Raw genomic sequence first — 17,452 nt, 5'->3', positions numbered from 1 at the left:
AATTACCTATTTAAATTTTATGCTGTATCACAAAAGTTTAGTACTGTTTATCATAAATTTTTACAAAAAATCAATAAGTCTTCAAAAAAAGTTGTAAATTATGCACACATGGTTAAACGTTTTTATATTTATGAGTGTGAAAATGGTTTTCAAAAAGAGTCCAATTTAAAAATACTAAACAAAAAACAAAGGGAACAAAACAGACAAAAGGGACGGTTCCTTACGACTGAATTTTTCAAGAGGTCTTTTAAATCAGACAAAAAGAACCGTCCCCTTTGTCTGATTCTTATCTGATTTTTTCACTGTTTTTTGGGAAAAACCTATTGAATTGGAGATATTTATTGGTTAATATAATACTATACCAGTAAATAAAGTGATGGTGATGAGTATGACTGATGATTTTGTTCCAGAGATAACTTCTCCCTTAAGGCAGAAAATGGTTTTAGTGCCTGAGATAATACATCAAAAGGCTTCCGGTATAAAGGTGTATGGGAAATTGATAAAATCTTTAGTTTTTACGACAGATGTGGCTTTGATTAAGAACACCAATGCTCATGCCGTTTTGGCTGTATATCCTTTTACACCACAACCTGTAATTACTCATGCTCTCATAATGGCAGCTGACATACCTGTTTTCTGCGGCGTAGGAGGAGGGCTTACACAGGGGAAAAGAGTTATAAATCTGGCTCTTGACGCTGAATTCTCTGGTGCCATGGGTGTTGTTGTAAATGCTCCGACGGCGAATGATATAATAAAAAAGATGAGAGCCACCATCGATATACCGATAGTTGTCACTATAGTGTCTGAGAAGGAAGACATAAAAGGAAGAATAGAGGCGGGCGCTACAATTCTTAATGTGTCGGGAGCACAAAAGACACCTGATATAGTGAAAAAGATAAAAGACATAGATCCTGATATACCAATTATAGCAACTGGTGGTCCTACTGAAGAGACAATTTTGAAGACCATAGAAGCAGGTGCCAATGCAATAACTTATACACCGCCAACAAATGCGGAGATTTTCTCAGAAATAATGGAAAAGTATAGGAAAGAAAGAGAGTGAATCTACATTAATAGGGCTTTTGCCCTTTTCTTTTTTATAAATTTTGTTCTCAAAAAAAGATGTGATATAATTACTTTACAACTTTGCAGGGAAAGGGGAGAGGATTATGCAATATAGAAAATTTGGAAAATTGGATGTGGCAGTGTCTGCATTAGGATTTGGATTGATGAGACTCCCTGTCATTGACAATGACAACAGCAGAATAGATGAGAAAGAAGCCATAAGGATGATAAGATATGCTATTGACAATGGAGTGAATTATCTCGATACTGCCTGGCCTTATCATGGAGGCAACAGCGAGATTGTCACAGGAAAAGCATTGAAAGAGGGATATAGAGAGAGGACTTTTCTTGCGACTAAGCTTCCCACATGGCTGATCAACGAGAAAGAAGACATGGACAAATATCTAAATGAACAGCTTAAAAAGCTTCAGACTGACCATATAGATTTTTACCTTTTACACGCTTTAGATAAAAACAAGTGGGAGAATATGAAAAGAGTTGATGCCTTAGCCTGGGCTGAAAAGAAAAAACAGGAAGGAAAAATAAGATACATAGGTTTTTCATTTCACGACGAGTTTCCTATTTTTAAAGAAATAATAGACTACTATGACAAGTGGGATTTTTGCCAGATACAGTACAATTACATGGACATAGATGTGCAGGCAGGAGAAAAGGGGTTAAAGTATGCTGCATCAAAAGGATTGGGAGTTGTGATAATGGAGCCCATAAGAGGAGGAAGACTTGCCAATCCTCCAAAAGCTGTGCAGGAGATATGGGATACAGCAAAAGTGAAGAGGAGTCCTGCTGAGTGGGCACTCCAGTGGCTTTGGAACCAGCCTGAAGTCTCTGTTGTTTTAAGTGGCATGAGCACTTTTGAGCAGTTGAAAGAAAATATAGAGAGCGCGAACAGGTCTGGGATTGGCACTTTGACTTCTGAAGAGCTGGAGATTGTGGCAAGAGTTAGAAATAAATATAAAGAGCTTTCCCCTATTGCTTGTACAGGATGTAATTACTGCATGCCCTGTCCAAATGGGGTCAACATACCGAGAAATTTCGAGCTTTACAATGAAGCGCATATGTACAATATTTATGAGGCGAATCGCAAAGCCTATGAGGATTTAGGGGATGCAAAGGCTAGTTCTTGTATAGAATGCGGCAATTGTGAGAGCGTATGCCCACAGCACCTTCCGATTATAGAGTATCTTAAAGAGGTTGCCAGCTATTTTGAGGGGTAGGTTTTTGCTACCCCTAAATTTTAGGGTAAAATGCTGTTATAAAAAGCATTATTCCAAGTAGAAGGCATAGAAGGCTTAATGCTAGAATAATAATTAAGTAAAACTTTCTTTCCATTTTTTATCTCTCCCTGACGAAATCTCCCCAATATTATAGACGCGGAGTAACACTATTTGGTTTCATTTTTATGTATTATTTTTTCTCGTGATTGTGAAGTTTTTTCTGTGCAAGTTTACTTTTTACTTTAAAAATGATAAAGGGGAATTTTATATGATTTACAAGAGATTTAACTCTCCGGTAGGTGTTCTTACAGTATTTTCTTCTGGCAAAGGTATATGCAAAATTGAGTTTGAAAATGAAAAATTTCCATTAGAGGATTTTGAAGAGGGAACCGATTTTTATATTGAAGAGTGCATTAAAGAGCTTGACCTGTATTTTCAAAAGAGGCTGAAGAATTTTGATGTGAAGCTGGATTTGCAAGGTACGAAGTTTCAGATGGCTGTGTGGGAGGAGACTTTGAAAATTCCCTATGGATCTGTTGTGACATACGGTGAAATTGCAAGAAGAATTGGGAAACCCAAAGCAGCGAGAGCAGTAGGGCAGGCTCTTAATAAAAATTCTATTCCCATTATAATTCCCTGTCACAGAGTTATTGGAAGCGACGGAAACTTGACAGGTTTTGGAGGGGGGATTGAGATAAAAAAGTTTTTACTTAAGCATGAAGGGGTTAAGATTGGTGGATGATAAGAAGAAGCCAGAGGGAATTGGATAAGAGATCACAATGGCGCAATTGATAATAATTTTGTCAATTGTGCCATTATTTTTCTTGACTTTGTCAGTTTGAAACCCAAAAGGCTTGGGAATACAGGTATTGACAAAAAATGGGCCTGAAATTTGTCACTACATTACTTTCTCATGCTAATTAATTCCATGCCTTCCTCATATGTAATGAAATTTTTTGGTGCTTTTATTTTCATCACCTTCAATATGTCTTCAGCTTCCTCCTCTATCTTTTGTTTAATTAAATATTTCTTCCCATTTATCTCTATCTCCACAAAATTCATTGAACCTATCGCTTCTTTTATTCTATCACTGCTTAATTCTTTCCACTTAGCCCTCAAGCTGTATTCTAAAGTTCTTTCCAGTAAAAATGCTAAATAGCACACAACAAAATGCCCTCTTATCCTTTTTTCCGTCCAGTGAAATATTGGTCTTACCTTAAGACAACTTTTCATTACTCTGAAAGACTGCTCTATCTTCCATAAATCATGATATGCATTCAAAACTTCTGTCACACTCATTTCTTTCTTGCTGGTCTGAATTGCATAAAAACCGTCAAATTTCTCATCTCTCTTTATTGCTTCTTCATCCAGTACATATTCTTCTGATTCGGAAATGCGTCTTAAATATTTCCTTCCTCCTCTCTTTTCTGCTGCCCTTACATTGCCGGGCCTTTCTAAAAGTTCTTTCGCTTTTTCTACTAGCCTTTGCCTGTCTTCTTTATCTTTTTTGGCCCTCTTGCTTGAATAGGTTATTATTAGATTCTCAGGTATCTTGAATATTTCCCCTTCTCCCGTTTTGATAATATTCTCTCTTTCTATGACCTTGAATCTAAACTCTTCACCAAATATTTCTCTGTCAAATCTCCACTTTTTCTCCTCAAGAACTTGATACCCCTCTTCATCAAATACTCTATCTAAAATCTCTTTACTCATGTTTTTCAGTCTGCTTGCCACAATGTAGTCGTATCCCGCTTCTTTTATCAGCTTTAAATTAAGTTTACTGTTAAGACCTTTGTCCGCTACTATTATTACCTGGTCTATGCAAAATTTATCTTTCAGTTTCCTTAAAACCTCTATCATGGTCTTGCTGTCAACAGTGTCTCCAGGAAATAGTTCATATCCAACTGGTCTTCCTTCTTTATCTACAAGCATGCCCATTACCACTTGTACCTCATTTACCTTGTTATCCTTGCTAAATCCAAAATCCCTTAAATCATCTTGCTTAATACTTTCAAAGTAAAATGTTGTCACATCATAAAAAACAACATCAACTACCATGTTAAATAAATCTCTATTCTTGTGATAAAGGTATAGCTCTAAATCCTCTTTTATCTGGGCCAGAATATCTAATCCCCTGTACAGCTGATTTAAATCAATATCTTCTTCAAATCCAAAGTATCTGTTTTTGCGGTAGTACGTCTGAAGTTTGCTTACTGGCTGAATTAATCTTTGTACTGTCATCAAAAATGCTACTTTATCAATGTCAAACTTTATCCTGGAATTTTGAGAAATATACTGTTTGAGAAATCTATCTATTTCAAGCTCTTCCCAAAGTTTTCTATACACAATATATCCCCAGTTTTTAATAATCCCTTCTGAAACATCTTCTGGAAAAAGCTTGATGGAACCTGTTTCTTCACTGGAGCTTAAAAATATTTTTTGCAATTTATCTACAAGATTAATGAAAGAGGGATCATTTTTGAGTTCATCAATTCTACCGAGATTAAACAAGACTTTTTGCTTTATTTTACCATTTTCGCGATAATTATGGACAATTTTGGCATACTCATAGCCACCAGCTTTAGTTATTTTGAGAAACATACGGCATCACCTTTATGTTAGTTTATTACATTATACTACAAAAAGTGAATATAGTCAAGTATTATGGCAATAATTAGGAGTAAAATTGTCCCTACAGTTTTGAAAAATTTTTTAACCCTAAAAACAAAAAACCCTTGAAAATCAAGGGTCTGATATTTTTTACCAGCCTAAAAATGACCTCCAACTGACAAAGTCAAGACGGAAACTTGACAGGTTTTGGAGGGGGGATTGAGATAAAAAAGTTTTTACTTAAGCATGAAGGGGTTAAGATTGGTGGATGATAAGAAGAAGCCAGAGGGAATTGGATAAGAGATCACAATGGCGCAATTGATAATAATTTTGTCAATTGTGCCATTATTTTTTATTGACCTTATGGTATAATGAGGATAGAAAGCGGGTGATGGGATGGATTATCTAGAAACTCTAAAAGAGTTTTTCAGGAATAAAGATAATATAGTTATGGCTTTTCTGTTTGGATCTGTTGCTAAGTGGAAAGCCACAAAAGAATCTGATATAGACATAGCGGTTTATTTAAAGGAATACGATGAGGGATTTGTATATAATTTATGGAATGAACTGGAGGATTTGCTTAAAAGGGATGTAGACCTTGTTGTTTTAAATATAGCTAATGCTACTGTTGCATGGGAAGCATTGAGAGGGAAAAAGATTATAATAAACGACCATAGTTTTTACATAAATTATATGCTTGAAGTATCTAGGGAAGCGGAAGACTTTAGAGAAGTCATTCGTGATATATATAGATACAGACAGGAAAGAAGGGAGAAAAATGCTTAAAGACTCTGACAAGGTTAGTGTAATAATTAAAGTGGATAAAAATAAATCAAAAAAAGAAGTGGTGGGTTATGGATAAAAAGACTGTTGTGGATATATTAAATGAGATTGGACTTTTGTTAGAGCTTAAAGGGGAAAATCCTTTTAAATCAAGAGCCTATTACAATGCTGCAAGGGTAATTGAGCTTCTCGATGAAGATTTGGAGACGCTTGTTAAAGAAGACAGGTTAAAAGATGTGAAAGGGATAGGAGAGGCGCTTAACAAGAAGCTTACAGAGCTTATCACCACCGGGCGAATGGAATATTACGAAAAATTAAAAGAGTCAGTACCGCCTGGCCTCATAGAAATGTTAAAAATTCCTGGTTTGGGGCCTAAAAAAATAAAGACGCTTTATGAGAAACTTGGTATAACCACGATTGGGGAATTAGAATACGCCTGCCTTGAAAATAGACTCTTGAAGCTTCCAGGTTTTGGAGAAAAAACACAGAAAAAGATATTGGAGGGAATACAGTTTGTGAAGCAATATAGCGGACACCATCTCTACTTTGAAGCCTATGAAGAGGCTACTAAGATTAAAGAATATATCGATGGCACGGGCCTTGCTATCAAATCTGAAATTGCCGGAAGTTTGAGAAGGAAAAAGGAGATAGTCAAAGACATAGACATACTCGCAACTTCAAAGGAAGCTTTAAAGCTCATGGATGCATTTGTTAATTATGATGGAGTGAGGGAAGTAATTGCAAAGGGAGAGACTAAAACTAGCGTAGTTTTAAAGTCAGGGATAAACGTGGACTTGAGGGTTGTGAAGGAAGAGGAGTTTCCTTATGCTCTTCACCATTTCACTGGAAGCAAAGAGCATAATACTGCAATGAGACACAGGGCAAAATCCATGGGTATAAAGATGAATGAATACGGACTTTTTAAGGGAGACCATCTCATAGAGTGTAAAGAGGAAGAAGAGATATTTTCTAAGCTTGGCCTTTTGTATATTCCCCCTGAATTGAGGGAGGACATGGGAGAGATTGAAGCAGCAGAAAAAGGGGAGATACCCGTCTTGGTAGAGGAAAAGGACATTAAAGGAGTTTTTCACGTGCATACGACTTACAGCGATGGGAGAAATTCTCTAGAAGACATGGTGAGAAAGGCAAGAGATCTGGGGTATAAGTATATAGCGATTACTGACCACAGCAAATCCGCCTTTTATGCAAATGGGCTTACTGAAGAGATGCTTTTAAGACAGTGGGAAGAGATAGATGAATTAAATAAAAAATATCCTGATATAGTTATTTTAAAAGGGATAGAATCTGATATTTTGCCTGACGGTTCACTGGATTATGAAGAAGAAATTTTAAAAAGGTTTGATATGGTAGTTGCTTCAATCCATTCTCACTTCAGAATGAGCAAAGAAGAAATGACTAAAAGGGTCATAAAAGCGTTGGAGAATAAATACACTAAAATTTTGGGGCATCCAACAGGTAGACTCTTGCTTGCCAGGGATAGTTACGAAATAGATGTATACGCAGTGATTGATGCAGCAGCTCACTATGGAAAGATAATAGAAATTAATTCGAATCCCTTTAGACTGGACCTTGACTGGAGGTATATAAAATACGCAAAAGAAAAAGGCGTAAAGTTTGCCATAAATCCTGATGCTCACAGTGTTGATGGACTTGAGGATGTCAAATATGGCGTGGGAATTGCGAGAAAAGGCTGGCTTGAAGCCAGGGATGTGATAAATACTTATGAAGTGGAGGAAGTTTTAACTATTTTGCGCAATATGTGAAACTCTTTAGACTGTGTTAGTTTTAAGGCAGTCTCGTTTGTTGATAAAGTCCCATTCAATTAAGTGGCATTTTGTGTTAATGCTCCGGAGTTGCAAAGCGACTAAACTAAAGCTCGCTTGAGGGCTCAGGCGGGGTACCGGCCAATTCGCCCTTCGGGCTCAAAGTGGCCGCTCACTTCGTTCGCCCTGCTTTCGCTCCTCAAGTTCGCCAAGTTTTGTTACCGCTTTGGCAACAAGTCGCATTTACACACAAAATGCCACTTCTCTATTTTGTCAACAGTTTTAGACTGTCTTAGTTTTAAGGCAGTCTTTATTTTTTTATGAAAAGCTTTAGAGAATATTGACATACTAGATTGGGAGGAGTAAAATATATTTTGTGTCAAAAATATTTGCATACGAAATATTCGTATACGAAATAATTTTAAATGCGGTGGTGAAAATGGAAGAGATAAGCAATGGTTTGAAAATATTAAAGCTTTTAAAACAAATAGGTAACACAATAAAGCAGATGATGAAATACGAATGCAAGGAGTATGACATAACAGGCCCTCAGGGAATGCTCATGGGGATTTTAGCCCATTATGGAGAGATGAAAGTGAGCGATTTAAGTCAAAAATTGGGGCTTTCTAACAGCACTGTTTCTGGCATTCTTGACAGACTTGAAAAACAAGGGTTGGTTAAAAGGGTGAGAAGCAAAGAAGACAGAAGAGTAGTTTATGTCAGTGTTACTCCAGAATTTAAGGAAAAGTTTCAAAGGCATTTTAAAGAAGCGGAAAGAAAATTTGAAGAGTTGATAAATAGAGCTAGTCAAGAGGACCTTAATAAGATAATAGAGGGACTAGAAGCGTTAAAAAAAGTGTTAGAAATGAAAGGTTAATGAGGATTTAAAAAGATGATGGAAATAAAGAAGGAAAAGATTACAAGATAACTAAATGTAGCAAAAATTTAAGGAGGAGAAGGTGACTATATGACAAAGCTGGCAAGATATCTGAAACCCTATGCAGTATTAATTTTACTTGCAGTATTCTTCATATTTGTTCAAGCCATGAGTGACCTGGCGCTACCTGATTACATGTCTAAAATAGTCAATAACGGTATACAGCAGGGTGGAATAACAAATGTAGTTCCTGAAGCAATAAGAAAAAGTGAAATGGATAAGCTAATGCTTTTTGTCACTCCCAGTGAAAAAGAGGAGATTTTGAAAAATTACACACTCGTAAACAAGATGAGCTCTGATTATGACAAGTATGTTAAAAAATATCCTATACTTTCAAAAGAACCTGTTTATGTTCTTAATAATATAGACAAATCAGAAATTGACAAGATAAATTTGCCCTTAGGAAAGGCATTTCTTGCTGTTTCGGGAATTGAAAAGGCTAAAGAGAATGCCAAAAATGGAGTAATAGAATTTAATGGGAAGAAAATACCTGCAAATATGGACCTGTTTGCGATAATTTCACGAATGCCAGAGGAACAGCTTCTTCAGATAAGAGATGAAATGAATAAAAAATTTGAAGTTTTAGGGGATGACATGATAATTCAGGCTGCCACAATGGCAGTTAAAAATGAGTATAAAGCAATTGGCATAAATACTGATAGGATTCAGATGAACTACATTTTACACACAGGACTTCTTATGCTTCTGATAACTGGCTTAAGTGCGGCAAGCACTATCATGGTAGCTTTTTTTGCCTCCCGCACAGCTGCAGGAGTAGCGAGAGATTTAAGGAAAGACCTGTTTATTAGAGTCCAGCACTTCTCTAATGCAGAGTTTGACAAATTTTCCACTGCTTCTTTGATAACGAGGACTACAAACGATATTACACAAATACAAATGCTCCTTGTAATCATGATAAGAATGGTATTTTACGCTCCTATAATGGGAATAGGTGGAGTTTTCAGAGCTTTGAGCAAGAGTGTTTCAATGTCATGGATTATAGCATTGGCGGTTATTGTACTTTTTGGGATAATATCAGTCCTGTATTCTATTGCCATGCCTAAATTCATGTTGATGCAAAAATTAATTGACAGGCTCAATTTAGTTACACGTGAAAATCTATCAGGGATAATGGTGGTAAGGGCTTTTAACAATCAAAAGTTTGAAGAAGAAAGATTTGACAAAGCAAACCAGGATGTGACCAAAGTGGGTCTTTTCGTAAACCGCGCTATGGCGATACTGTTTCCTTCAATGATGCTTGTGATGAATGGTGTAACTCTTTTGATAGTGTGGGTAGGGGCTCATCAAATAGAAAATTCCAGCATGAGAGTTGGAGACATGATGGCCTTTATGCAGTACGCTATACAGATAATATTTGCTTTCCTGATGTTTTCAATGCTTTTTATAATGATTCCGAGAGCTTCTGTTTCAGCAGAGCGTATTGCTGAGGTTTTAGAAACAGAGCCCTCTATAAAAGACCCAGAAAATCCAAAGCAGTTTGATGAAACACAAGCAGGAACAGTGGAATTTAGAAATGTGTCTTTCAAATACCCTGGAGCTGAAGATTATGCTCTAAAGGATGTGAGCTTCAAAGTTTTGCCTGGTCAGACAGTAGGCATAATAGGAAGAACTGGTTCTGGTAAAAGTACTTTAGTTAATTTGATACTGAGATTTTACGATGTTACAGAAGGGCAAGTGCTGGTGGATGGGGTGGATGTAAGAGAAGTGAAACAAGAGGACCTTCGCCGCAGAATAGGGTACGTGCCTCAGAAAAGCTGGCTTTTCAGCGGTACTATTAAGTCAAATTTGAAATATGGTAACGACCTGGCTACTGAGGAAGACTTAATAGAAGCAGCGGAAATTGCACAGGCGATGGAGTTTATAAATGAAAAGCCCAAAAAGTTTGACACAGAAATTGCTCAAGGGGGAACAAACGTATCAGGAGGTCAAAAGCAAAGGCTTTCCATTGCTCGTGCCCTTGTTAAAAAACCTGAGATATACATTTTTGATGAGAGTTTTTCTGCCCTTGACTTTAGGACAGAAGCAGCTTTAAGGAAAGCTATTAAGGAAAAGCTAAAAGGCAGCACTGTCATAATGGTATCTCAAAGAGTTTCTACCCTTTTTAATGCAGATCAGATAATTGTTTTGGAGGAAGGAAGAGTTGTTGGCATAGGTAAGCACAAAGATTTAATGAGGACTTGTCCAACCTATAGAGATATTGCTTTGTCGCAGCTTAAGGAGGAGGAATTAGCATGAGCGGAGACAGAAAAGTAGATTCCAAAATGCCGCCAATTCCACATATGGGTAGGGGTGGAGGACCTCGGGCTTTAGTACGTGGAGCAGAAAAAGCAAAAGATTTTAAGGGAACGATGAAAAAATTTATAAAGTATTTGTCTGAGTATAAAATCTCTATAATAACGGTAATTTTACTGGCAATATTAAGTACCTCCTTTTCCATTGCAGGACCTAAAATATTGAGTAAAGCTATCACCAAAATTTTTGAAGGTGTGATGAACAGAATAACAGGTCAGGGAAGCGGAATAGATTTTGAATATATTGGAAGGATAATTTTAATCCTCATTGGATTATACGGGCTAAGCGCTTTATTTGGCTATTTGCAGGGCTGGATAATGTCCGGTGTTGCAATGAAAGTTACCTACAAATTTAGAAGGGAAATTTCTGAGAAGATTAATCGACTTCCTTTGAAATATTTTGAAGGCACGAATCAAGGAGAAATACTTTCTCGTATCACAAATGACGTAGATACAATTACACAGACTCTCAATCAAAGCTTGACACAGATAATTACTTCTGTGACCACAGTTATTGGCGTTCTGATTATGATGCTTACAATAAACTGGCTTATGACGTTGGTTGCTCTTTTGATTATACCTCTGTCTTCTTTAGTAATTGCTTTTATTGTAAAGTATTCTCAAAAATATTTTAGAGAGCAGCAAGATTATTTAGGGCATGTAAATGGGCATGTGGAGGAAATGTATGGAGGACATCACATAGTAAAAGCGTTTAATGGAGAAAAAAAGAGTATAGCCAAATTTGATGAGCTTAATAGCACTTGGTATGATGCTGCTTGGAAGTCACAGTTTTTGACAGGTGTTATGATGCCCCTTATGAATGTGATAGGCAATCTAGGGTATGTCGCTGTTACAGTTTTAGGAAGTTGGTTGGTCATCAAAAATGCGATAGAAGTGGGAGATATACAGGCTTTTATACAGTACATTAGGTCTTTCACTCAGCCAATTGCGCAGATTGCAAATATTTCCAATATACTTCAGCAGACAGCAGCCTGTGCTGAGAGAGTTTTTGAGTTTTTGGAAGAAGAGGAGGAAGTGCCTGACAATCCTAAGCCGATAAAATTGGAGGATATAAAAGGAGACGTTGAATTTAGGAATGTCAAATTTGGCTATAGGCCAGATAAAATAGTCATAAATAACTTTTCTGCTAAGATTAAAGCAGGGCAAAAAGTTGCAATTGTTGGTCCTACTGGTGCAGGAAAAACTACAATTGTCAAGCTTTTAATGAGATTTTACGATGTAAATGAAGGTGCTATCTTAATTGACGGTCACGATATAAGAGAATTTTCAAGGGAAGATTTAAGGTCCCTCTTTGGAATGGTGCTTCAAGACACCTGGCTTTACAATGGAACTATCATGGACAATATAAGATATGGCAGACTTGACGCAACCGATGAGGAAGTGATTAAAGCTGCTAAAGCAGCACACGTTCACAGCTTTGTCAAGAGCCTGCCTGGTGGATATAACATGATGATAAATGAAGAGAGTACTAACATTTCTCAGGGACAAAAGCAGCTTATTACAATAGCAAGAGCCATATTAAAAGACCCAAAAATTCTCATACTGGATGAGGCTACAAGCTCTGTAGATACTTTAACTGAAATACAGATACAAAAAGCGATGGATTATCTCATGAAAGGGCGCACAAGCTTTATAATCGCTCACAGGCTTTCTACAATAAAAGATGCAGATTTAATACTCGTTATGGACCATGGAGATATAGTAGAACAGGGAACCCATGAAGAACTTCTCAAAAAAGGCGGCTTCTATGCTAAACTTTACAACAGCCAGTTTGAGAGAGAAGAGGAGCAGCTTGTAAGTTAAAAGTATTGACACATAGCATAAAAAGTGGTAAAGTTAAAAATAAGCAAAACAAAATACGGGTGGTTATGTCCGCTGGGGGAGCCTGAAAAGGCTGAGACGGCAGAAATGCCGAACCCTTGGAACCTGATGAGGGTAATGCCTCCGTAGGGAATGCGGGCTCAAAAGGCACCGCATGAGGCGGTGCCTTTTTTCAGCGAACATAACCTCCTAAAAATGGAGGTGTTTTTGTTTATGTCCTATATTTTAAGCATATTTTCTGATTTTGCAGAGATAAAACCAGTGACCCTTTCTGTAATCCTAGCAATTTTGCTGGCAGCTTTTCTCTTGTATCTTATGAGGAAAAGTGTCAAGTTTGACACAAAAATGCTTGTTTATGGGGCCCTCTCAATTGCTATAGCTTTTGTTCTATCTTATATAAGGTTTTACCACTGGCCCCAAGGGGGATCTATTACACCTGCCAGCATGCTTCCACTGTTTGTTTTTGCCTATTACTACGGTCCCGGTCCAGGAATTGTCGTTGGAATGGCCTATGGGTTTTTGCAGCTGATTCAAGATCCTTTTATAGTACAATGGGTACAGGTTCTTTTGGATTATCCTTTGGCTTTTGGCGCTTTAGGGCTTGCAGGCTTTTTTAGAAAAAATTTAAGTTTGGGAATTTTAGTCGGCGGTTTTGGAAGATTTTTCTCCCACTTTTTGTCTGGAATATTCTTTTTTGCAAGCTATGCTCCAAAAGGTATGAACCCCATAGTGTATTCACTTTTAGTTAATGGCAGTATCATAGGAACAGAGGTTTTAATTTGTTTTGTAGTTTCCTTAATTCCTCAAGTGAGAAATGCCATAGAAGAAGTTAAGAAAAGAGCTTTGGCTTAAAAAGGGGATAGGGCCCCTTTATTTTTTTAAAATTGTGAAATCAACATGGAGGAATTTGAGGGTGAGCTCATAAGAGAGACATTTTATAAAAATTATGATAAGATAGAAATGAAGACTTTTAAAGAGGTGGCCTGTCAATGGAATTAAGAAAAATACTGCAGGACAAGGACAGAAATATATTTTTCTACATCAATGAGAGGATAAAATGCAGCCTCTTGGATAAAATAATGCCCAAAATAACTCATGCGGGTGGCCCTGTTTTCACCGTGTTTGTGACAGTATTTTTGGCCCTTTTTGGTAAAAATAATGTCAAAACGTCTGCGATAGAGGCTTTGTTTTCCCTTATAAGTAGTCATCTTTTTGTGCAACTGTTGAAGAGAAAATACACAAGGCCTCGCCCTTATATGGTGCTTGCAAATGCTAACACTTTTCGTCAATTATTAAAAGATTATTCTTTTCCTTCTGGACATGCGACTGCCAGTTTTTCTCTCGCAATGACTTTTTCAATATTCTTTCCCAACCTTGCAATTATCTTTGTTTCTCTTGCAGTACTTGTTGGACTTTCTAGAATATACATGGGGCTTCACTATCCTTCCGATGTTTTAATGGGTTCTACAATAGGCATTGCTTTTGCTTATCTTACTCATTTTATGAGTGTAAGAATTTTTGTGTAAAAATTTTTGAAAATAAGTTGACATTGTGCAAGAAGAAGAATATAATGTAAAAGGGCGTGAAAATTTAATACCTCGTTAGGTGAGGCTCCTATACAGATACAGGCTGCTGCCCGGAAACATCGAGAGATGGTAACGGGTGAACAGGCATTACCGAATCAAGGTTTTGCCTAATGCAGCTGGAGTTTTCTCCAAAGCTGTATAGTGCCAAAGCTCAACGAAGGAAATTGGATGGAAAGCCTCTTTCTTTCGTTGAGAGAGGCTTTTTAAATTTTGCGGAAAAACGGAGGTGAGAAGAATGGACGGTGGAGGTAGTAGCATAAGTAAAAAGGGTATATGTAATGCGGCATTAAAGAAGGATGGGGAACTTTCTCCACTTCCATTCTTCTCACCGGTAATCATAGTATAGCCCTTTTTCTGGTTTCCCTCCCCTTCTTTTAATGCCCTGTTACATATACCTCCAAAACACTGTCTTCCTTTTAATTCCATCGTTTCTTTGTGAAAGATTTTTTCCAGAAAAACAAATACTGTAATTGGAAGGTTGTAGTAGCAGCAACCTATACCCTACTATTGTGTTTTGGAGGTGAGGAAAATGATAAAGATTGCAAAGAAAAACGGTGCAAGTGATGCAATTTTTGCTCAGCTAGTAAATTTTGCAAAAAAAGATATTGATGAGGTGCTTGCAAGCTTAGGGACTGATAGAGATGGATTGACTGTAGAAGAAGCAGAAGAAAGACTTGAAATGTACGGTCTAAATGAAGTAGCTCATGAAAAACCAGCTCCTTGGTATGTCCAGCTTGTGAAAGCTTTTATAAATCCATTTATAGGAATCCTCGTATTTCTGGCAATTGTATCATATATAACTGACGTCTTGTTCGTCTTACCTCAAGACAGGGACTGGAGCACCATCATAATAATTTCTATAATGGTCCTAGTTAGCGGACTTCTGCGCTTTGTGCAGGAGTATCGCTCTAACATAGAGGCTGAAAAACTAAAAGCTATGGTTCACACAACAGCAGCAGTTAAAAGGAAAGAAACAGGTGTAAAGGAAATAAAAATGGAAGAGATAGTTCCAGGAGACATAATACACCTTGCAGCAGGAGATATGGTACCGGCGGATTTGAGGGTCATTACTTCAAAAGACCTTTTCATAAACCAGGCTACTTTAACTGGTGAATCTGAACCTGTAGAGAAATATCCGAATTTGAAGGAAGAGAAGAGAAAAGCTGAAAGCTTATCTATATCCGATTTAGAAAATATATGTTTTATGGGGACGAGCGTTGTCAGCGGTTCTGCGATTGGGGTTGTGATTTCGACAGGGGAGCGCACTTACTTTGGTTCAATGGCAAAGACACTGGTCGGCCAAAGAGCTATGACGAGCTTTGAAAAGGGTATTGACAATGTGAGCAGACTCCTTATCAAATTCATGGCAGCTATGTTCCCAGTAGTTTTTATAGTCAATGGGCTGACAAAAGGAAACTGGCTTGACGCTTTGCTGTTTGCACTGGCGGTGGCAGTGGGATTGACACCTGAAATGCTCCCAATGATTGTGACTACAAACCTCGCCAAAGGTGCTGTAGCAATGGCAAAGCACAAGACTATAGTGAAAAGGCTTGATGCAATACAGAATTTTGGAGCGATGGATATACTCTGCACAGATAAAACTGGAACTTTGACTTTGAATAAAATAGTCTTAGAAAAGCACCTGGATATCCATGGGAATGAAGATGACAGAGTGCTAAGACATGCCTTTTTAAATAGTTACTACCAGACAGGCTTGAGAAACCTTCTTGACATAGCAATTTTAGAATACGGCGAAGAAAAGGGAATGAAAGGATCAGAGCTTGAGAAGATTTATAAAAAGGTCGATGAAATACCCTTTGATTTTGTAAGAAGAAGAATGTCTGTCGTGCTAGAGAGCGAAAATGGGGTTGGTGGTAAAAAGAGGCAATTAGTTACTAAAGGCGCTGTAGAGGAGATGCTTTCCATTTGTGATTGGGTTGAGTATAAAGGAGAAGTAGTGCCATTGACAGAAGAGATAAAAGAAGAGGCTTTAGAAATGGTGAGAAAGCTTAATGAAGATGGGATGAGAGTGCTGGCAGTGGCACAGAAGAACGAAGTTCCTCCAGAAGGCGTGTTCAGTGTGGCAGATGAGAGCAAGATGGTATTGATGGGATTTTTGGCATTTCTCGATCCGCCAAAAGAGACAGCCCCTCATGCTATAAAGGCTTTGAAAGAACACGGAGTTGAAGTGAAGATTCTGACAGGTGACAATGAAATAGTGACAAAGAAAGTTTGTAAAGAAGTTGGAATACCTGTGCAGAATGTACTTTTGGGTGAAGAGATAGAGAATATGACAGATGATGAGCTGGCTGAAATAGCAGAAAGAACCACAATTTTTGCAAAACTTACTCCAATGCAAAAGGCAAGGATAATCAAGGCATTGAGGACCAAAGGACATGTAGTAGGATTTTTGGGGGATGGAATAAATGATGCTCCTGCCATGAGAGAAGCAGATGTAGCAATTTCTGTTGATAACGCTGTTGATATTGCCAAAGAGTCTGCTGATATAATTCTCTTAGAGAAGAGCTTGATGGTTTTGGAAGAAGGGGTAGTAGAAGGGCGCAAAATCTTCGGCAATATCATGAAGTACATTGCAATTACGGCAAGCTCCAATTTTGGCAACGTATTTTCGGTGCTTGTAGCCAGCGCTTTCTTACCCTTCTTGCCAATGGCGCCGTTACAACTTTTGTTCCTCAATTTAACTTATGACCTTTCAATGGCATCAATACCTTGGGACAGAATGGATAGAGAGTATATAGAAAAGCCGAGAAAATGGGATGCTGCAAACATAGGGCATTTTATGATCTGGTTTGGACCTACCAGTTCCATTTTTGATATAACGACTTACGCCTTGATGTTCTTTGTGGTTGGTCCAATGGTAATAGGAGGCTCTTATTTCCTGTTGCCTGCTGAGTTAAAAGCCCAATTTGTTTCTCTTTTCCAGACTGGTTGGTTTGTAGAGAGCTTGTGGACACAGACTATGGTTGTGCATATGCTGAGAACAGAGAAAGTGCCATTTATACAGAGCATGCCAGCATGGCCTCTTTTCCTCTTTACAATGACAGCTATACTTGTTGGAACAGTTGTTCCGTTTACTACATTTGGAGCACAGCTTGGCATGAGACCTCTACCTTTAACATATTTTGGGATAGTATTGATACCAACAATACTGGCATATTTGACTTTGGCTCAGTACGTGAAAACCAGGTTTATAAAAAGATTTGGCACTTTATTATAAAGATACCCTTCAGACAAAGGGGACGGTTCCTTTTGTCTGAAATATAAAAAGCCCGGACAG

General features: G+C 37.7%; 12 protein-coding genes and 2 riboswitches. Of the genes, 11 read left to right on the top strand and 1 reads right to left on the bottom strand.

Annotated features, from left to right (window positions below; genetic code table 11):
* The first annotated feature begins 388 nt into the window (after nt 1–388).
* From TTE_RS12060 to TTE_RS12050, 3 genes are all read left to right on the top strand, one after another.
* Entirely contained in the window at nt 389–1,063 is a 675-nt protein-coding gene (locus tag TTE_RS12060; protein WP_009610908.1) for a hydrolase, read from the top strand.
* 106 nt (nt 1,064–1,169) lie between these two features.
* Nucleotides 1,170–2,300 (top strand): aldo/keto reductase, encoded by a 1,131-nt coding sequence (locus TTE_RS12055; protein ID WP_011026531.1) that lies wholly within the window; start codon nt 1,170–1,172, stop codon nt 2,298–2,300.
* 268 nt (nt 2,301–2,568) lie between these two features.
* Nucleotides 2,569–3,042, top strand: a complete 474-nt coding sequence (locus TTE_RS12050) for a methylated-DNA--[protein]-cysteine S-methyltransferase (RefSeq protein ID WP_041587230.1) — start codon at nt 2,569–2,571, stop codon at nt 3,040–3,042.
* A gap of 161 nt (nt 3,043–3,203) precedes the next feature.
* Here TTE_RS12050 and TTE_RS12045 read toward each other — a convergent pair whose 3' ends face one another.
* On the bottom strand, nt 3,204–4,901 hold the full coding sequence (locus TTE_RS12045) for an IS1634 family transposase (RefSeq protein ID WP_011026204.1): 1,698 nt from the start codon (nt 4,899–4,901) through the stop codon (nt 3,204–3,206).
* A gap of 405 nt (nt 4,902–5,306) precedes the next feature.
* On the opposite strand from TTE_RS12045, the gene mntA reads away from it, so the two are divergent.
* From mntA to mgtA, 8 genes are all read left to right on the top strand, one after another.
* Nucleotides 5,307–5,696 carry a type VII toxin-antitoxin system MntA family adenylyltransferase antitoxin gene (mntA, locus tag TTE_RS12040; RefSeq protein ID WP_011026529.1) on the top strand — a complete coding sequence of 130 codons (390 nt, stop codon included), beginning with the start codon at nt 5,307–5,309 and terminating at the stop codon, nt 5,694–5,696.
* Between the two features lie 68 nt (nt 5,697–5,764).
* Nucleotides 5,765–7,477: a DNA polymerase/3'-5' exonuclease PolX gene (gene polX / locus TTE_RS12035; RefSeq protein ID WP_011026528.1), complete on the top strand. Its 1,713-nt coding sequence runs from the start codon at nt 5,765–5,767 to the stop codon at nt 7,475–7,477.
* 439 nt (nt 7,478–7,916) lie between these two features.
* Nucleotides 7,917–8,354 carry a MarR family winged helix-turn-helix transcriptional regulator gene (locus TTE_RS12030; protein WP_041587379.1) on the top strand — a complete coding sequence of 146 codons (438 nt, stop codon included), beginning with the start codon at nt 7,917–7,919 and terminating at the stop codon, nt 8,352–8,354.
* 90 nt (nt 8,355–8,444) lie between these two features.
* Nucleotides 8,445–10,670 (top strand): ABC transporter ATP-binding protein, encoded by a 2,226-nt coding sequence (locus TTE_RS12025; protein WP_011026526.1) that lies wholly within the window; start codon nt 8,445–8,447, stop codon nt 10,668–10,670.
* Between the two features lie 26 nt (nt 10,671–10,696).
* On the top strand, nt 10,697–12,550 hold the full coding sequence (locus TTE_RS12020) for an ABC transporter ATP-binding protein (protein WP_407636731.1): 1,854 nt from the start codon (nt 10,697–10,699) through the stop codon (nt 12,548–12,550).
* A 64-nt stretch (nt 12,551–12,614) separates the two neighbouring features.
* Nucleotides 12,615–12,718: riboswitch (TPP riboswitch) on the top strand.
* A 63-nt stretch (nt 12,719–12,781) separates the two neighbouring features.
* Entirely contained in the window at nt 12,782–13,420 is a 639-nt protein-coding gene (gene thiT / locus TTE_RS12015; protein ID WP_011026524.1) for an energy-coupled thiamine transporter ThiT, read from the top strand.
* 137 nt (nt 13,421–13,557) lie between these two features.
* Nucleotides 13,558–14,094, top strand: coding sequence for a phosphatase PAP2 family protein (locus TTE_RS12010; protein ID WP_011026523.1), 537 nt, complete (start codon nt 13,558–13,560; stop codon nt 14,092–14,094).
* Between the two features lie 64 nt (nt 14,095–14,158).
* A riboswitch (M-box (ykoK) riboswitch) is annotated at nt 14,159–14,324 on the top strand.
* A gap of 359 nt (nt 14,325–14,683) precedes the next feature.
* Entirely contained in the window at nt 14,684–17,392 is a 2,709-nt protein-coding gene (gene mgtA / locus TTE_RS12000) for a magnesium-translocating P-type ATPase (RefSeq protein WP_011026521.1), read from the top strand.
* Nucleotides 17,393–17,452: the final 60 nt, after the last annotated feature.

The sequence above is a fragment of the Caldanaerobacter subterraneus subsp. tengcongensis MB4 genome (genome assembly GCF_000007085.1).
In the GTDB taxonomy this organism is placed as follows: Bacteria; Bacillota; Thermoanaerobacteria; order Thermoanaerobacterales; family Thermoanaerobacteraceae; genus Thermoanaerobacter; species Thermoanaerobacter subterraneus.
This window is presented reverse-complemented; position numbering and strand designations above follow the sequence as displayed.

Coding starts and splice junctions, on each gene's coding strand:
- TTE_RS12050 (WP_041587230.1), top strand. CDS start 2,569: ATGATTTACAAGAGATTTAACTCTCCGGTAGGTGTTCTTACAGTATTT.
- TTE_RS12010 (WP_011026523.1), top strand. CDS start 13,558: ATGGAATTAAGAAAAATACTGCAGGACAAGGACAGAAATATATTTTTC.
- TTE_RS12030 (WP_041587379.1), top strand. CDS start 7,917: ATGGAAGAGATAAGCAATGGTTTGAAAATATTAAAGCTTTTAAAACAA.
- thiT (WP_011026524.1), top strand. CDS start 12,782: ATGTCCTATATTTTAAGCATATTTTCTGATTTTGCAGAGATAAAACCA.
- TTE_RS12060 (WP_009610908.1), top strand. CDS start 389: ATGACTGATGATTTTGTTCCAGAGATAACTTCTCCCTTAAGGCAGAAA.
- TTE_RS12020 (WP_407636731.1), top strand. CDS start 10,697: ATGCCGCCAATTCCACATATGGGTAGGGGTGGAGGACCTCGGGCTTTA.
- mgtA (WP_011026521.1), top strand. CDS start 14,684: ATGATAAAGATTGCAAAGAAAAACGGTGCAAGTGATGCAATTTTTGCT.
- TTE_RS12055 (WP_011026531.1), top strand. CDS start 1,170: ATGCAATATAGAAAATTTGGAAAATTGGATGTGGCAGTGTCTGCATTA.
- mntA (WP_011026529.1), top strand. CDS start 5,307: ATGGATTATCTAGAAACTCTAAAAGAGTTTTTCAGGAATAAAGATAAT.
- TTE_RS12025 (WP_011026526.1), top strand. CDS start 8,445: ATGACAAAGCTGGCAAGATATCTGAAACCCTATGCAGTATTAATTTTA.
- polX (WP_011026528.1), top strand. CDS start 5,765: ATGGATAAAAAGACTGTTGTGGATATATTAAATGAGATTGGACTTTTG.
- TTE_RS12045 (WP_011026204.1), bottom strand. CDS start 4,901: ATGTTTCTCAAAATAACTAAAGCTGGTGGCTATGAGTATGCCAAAATT.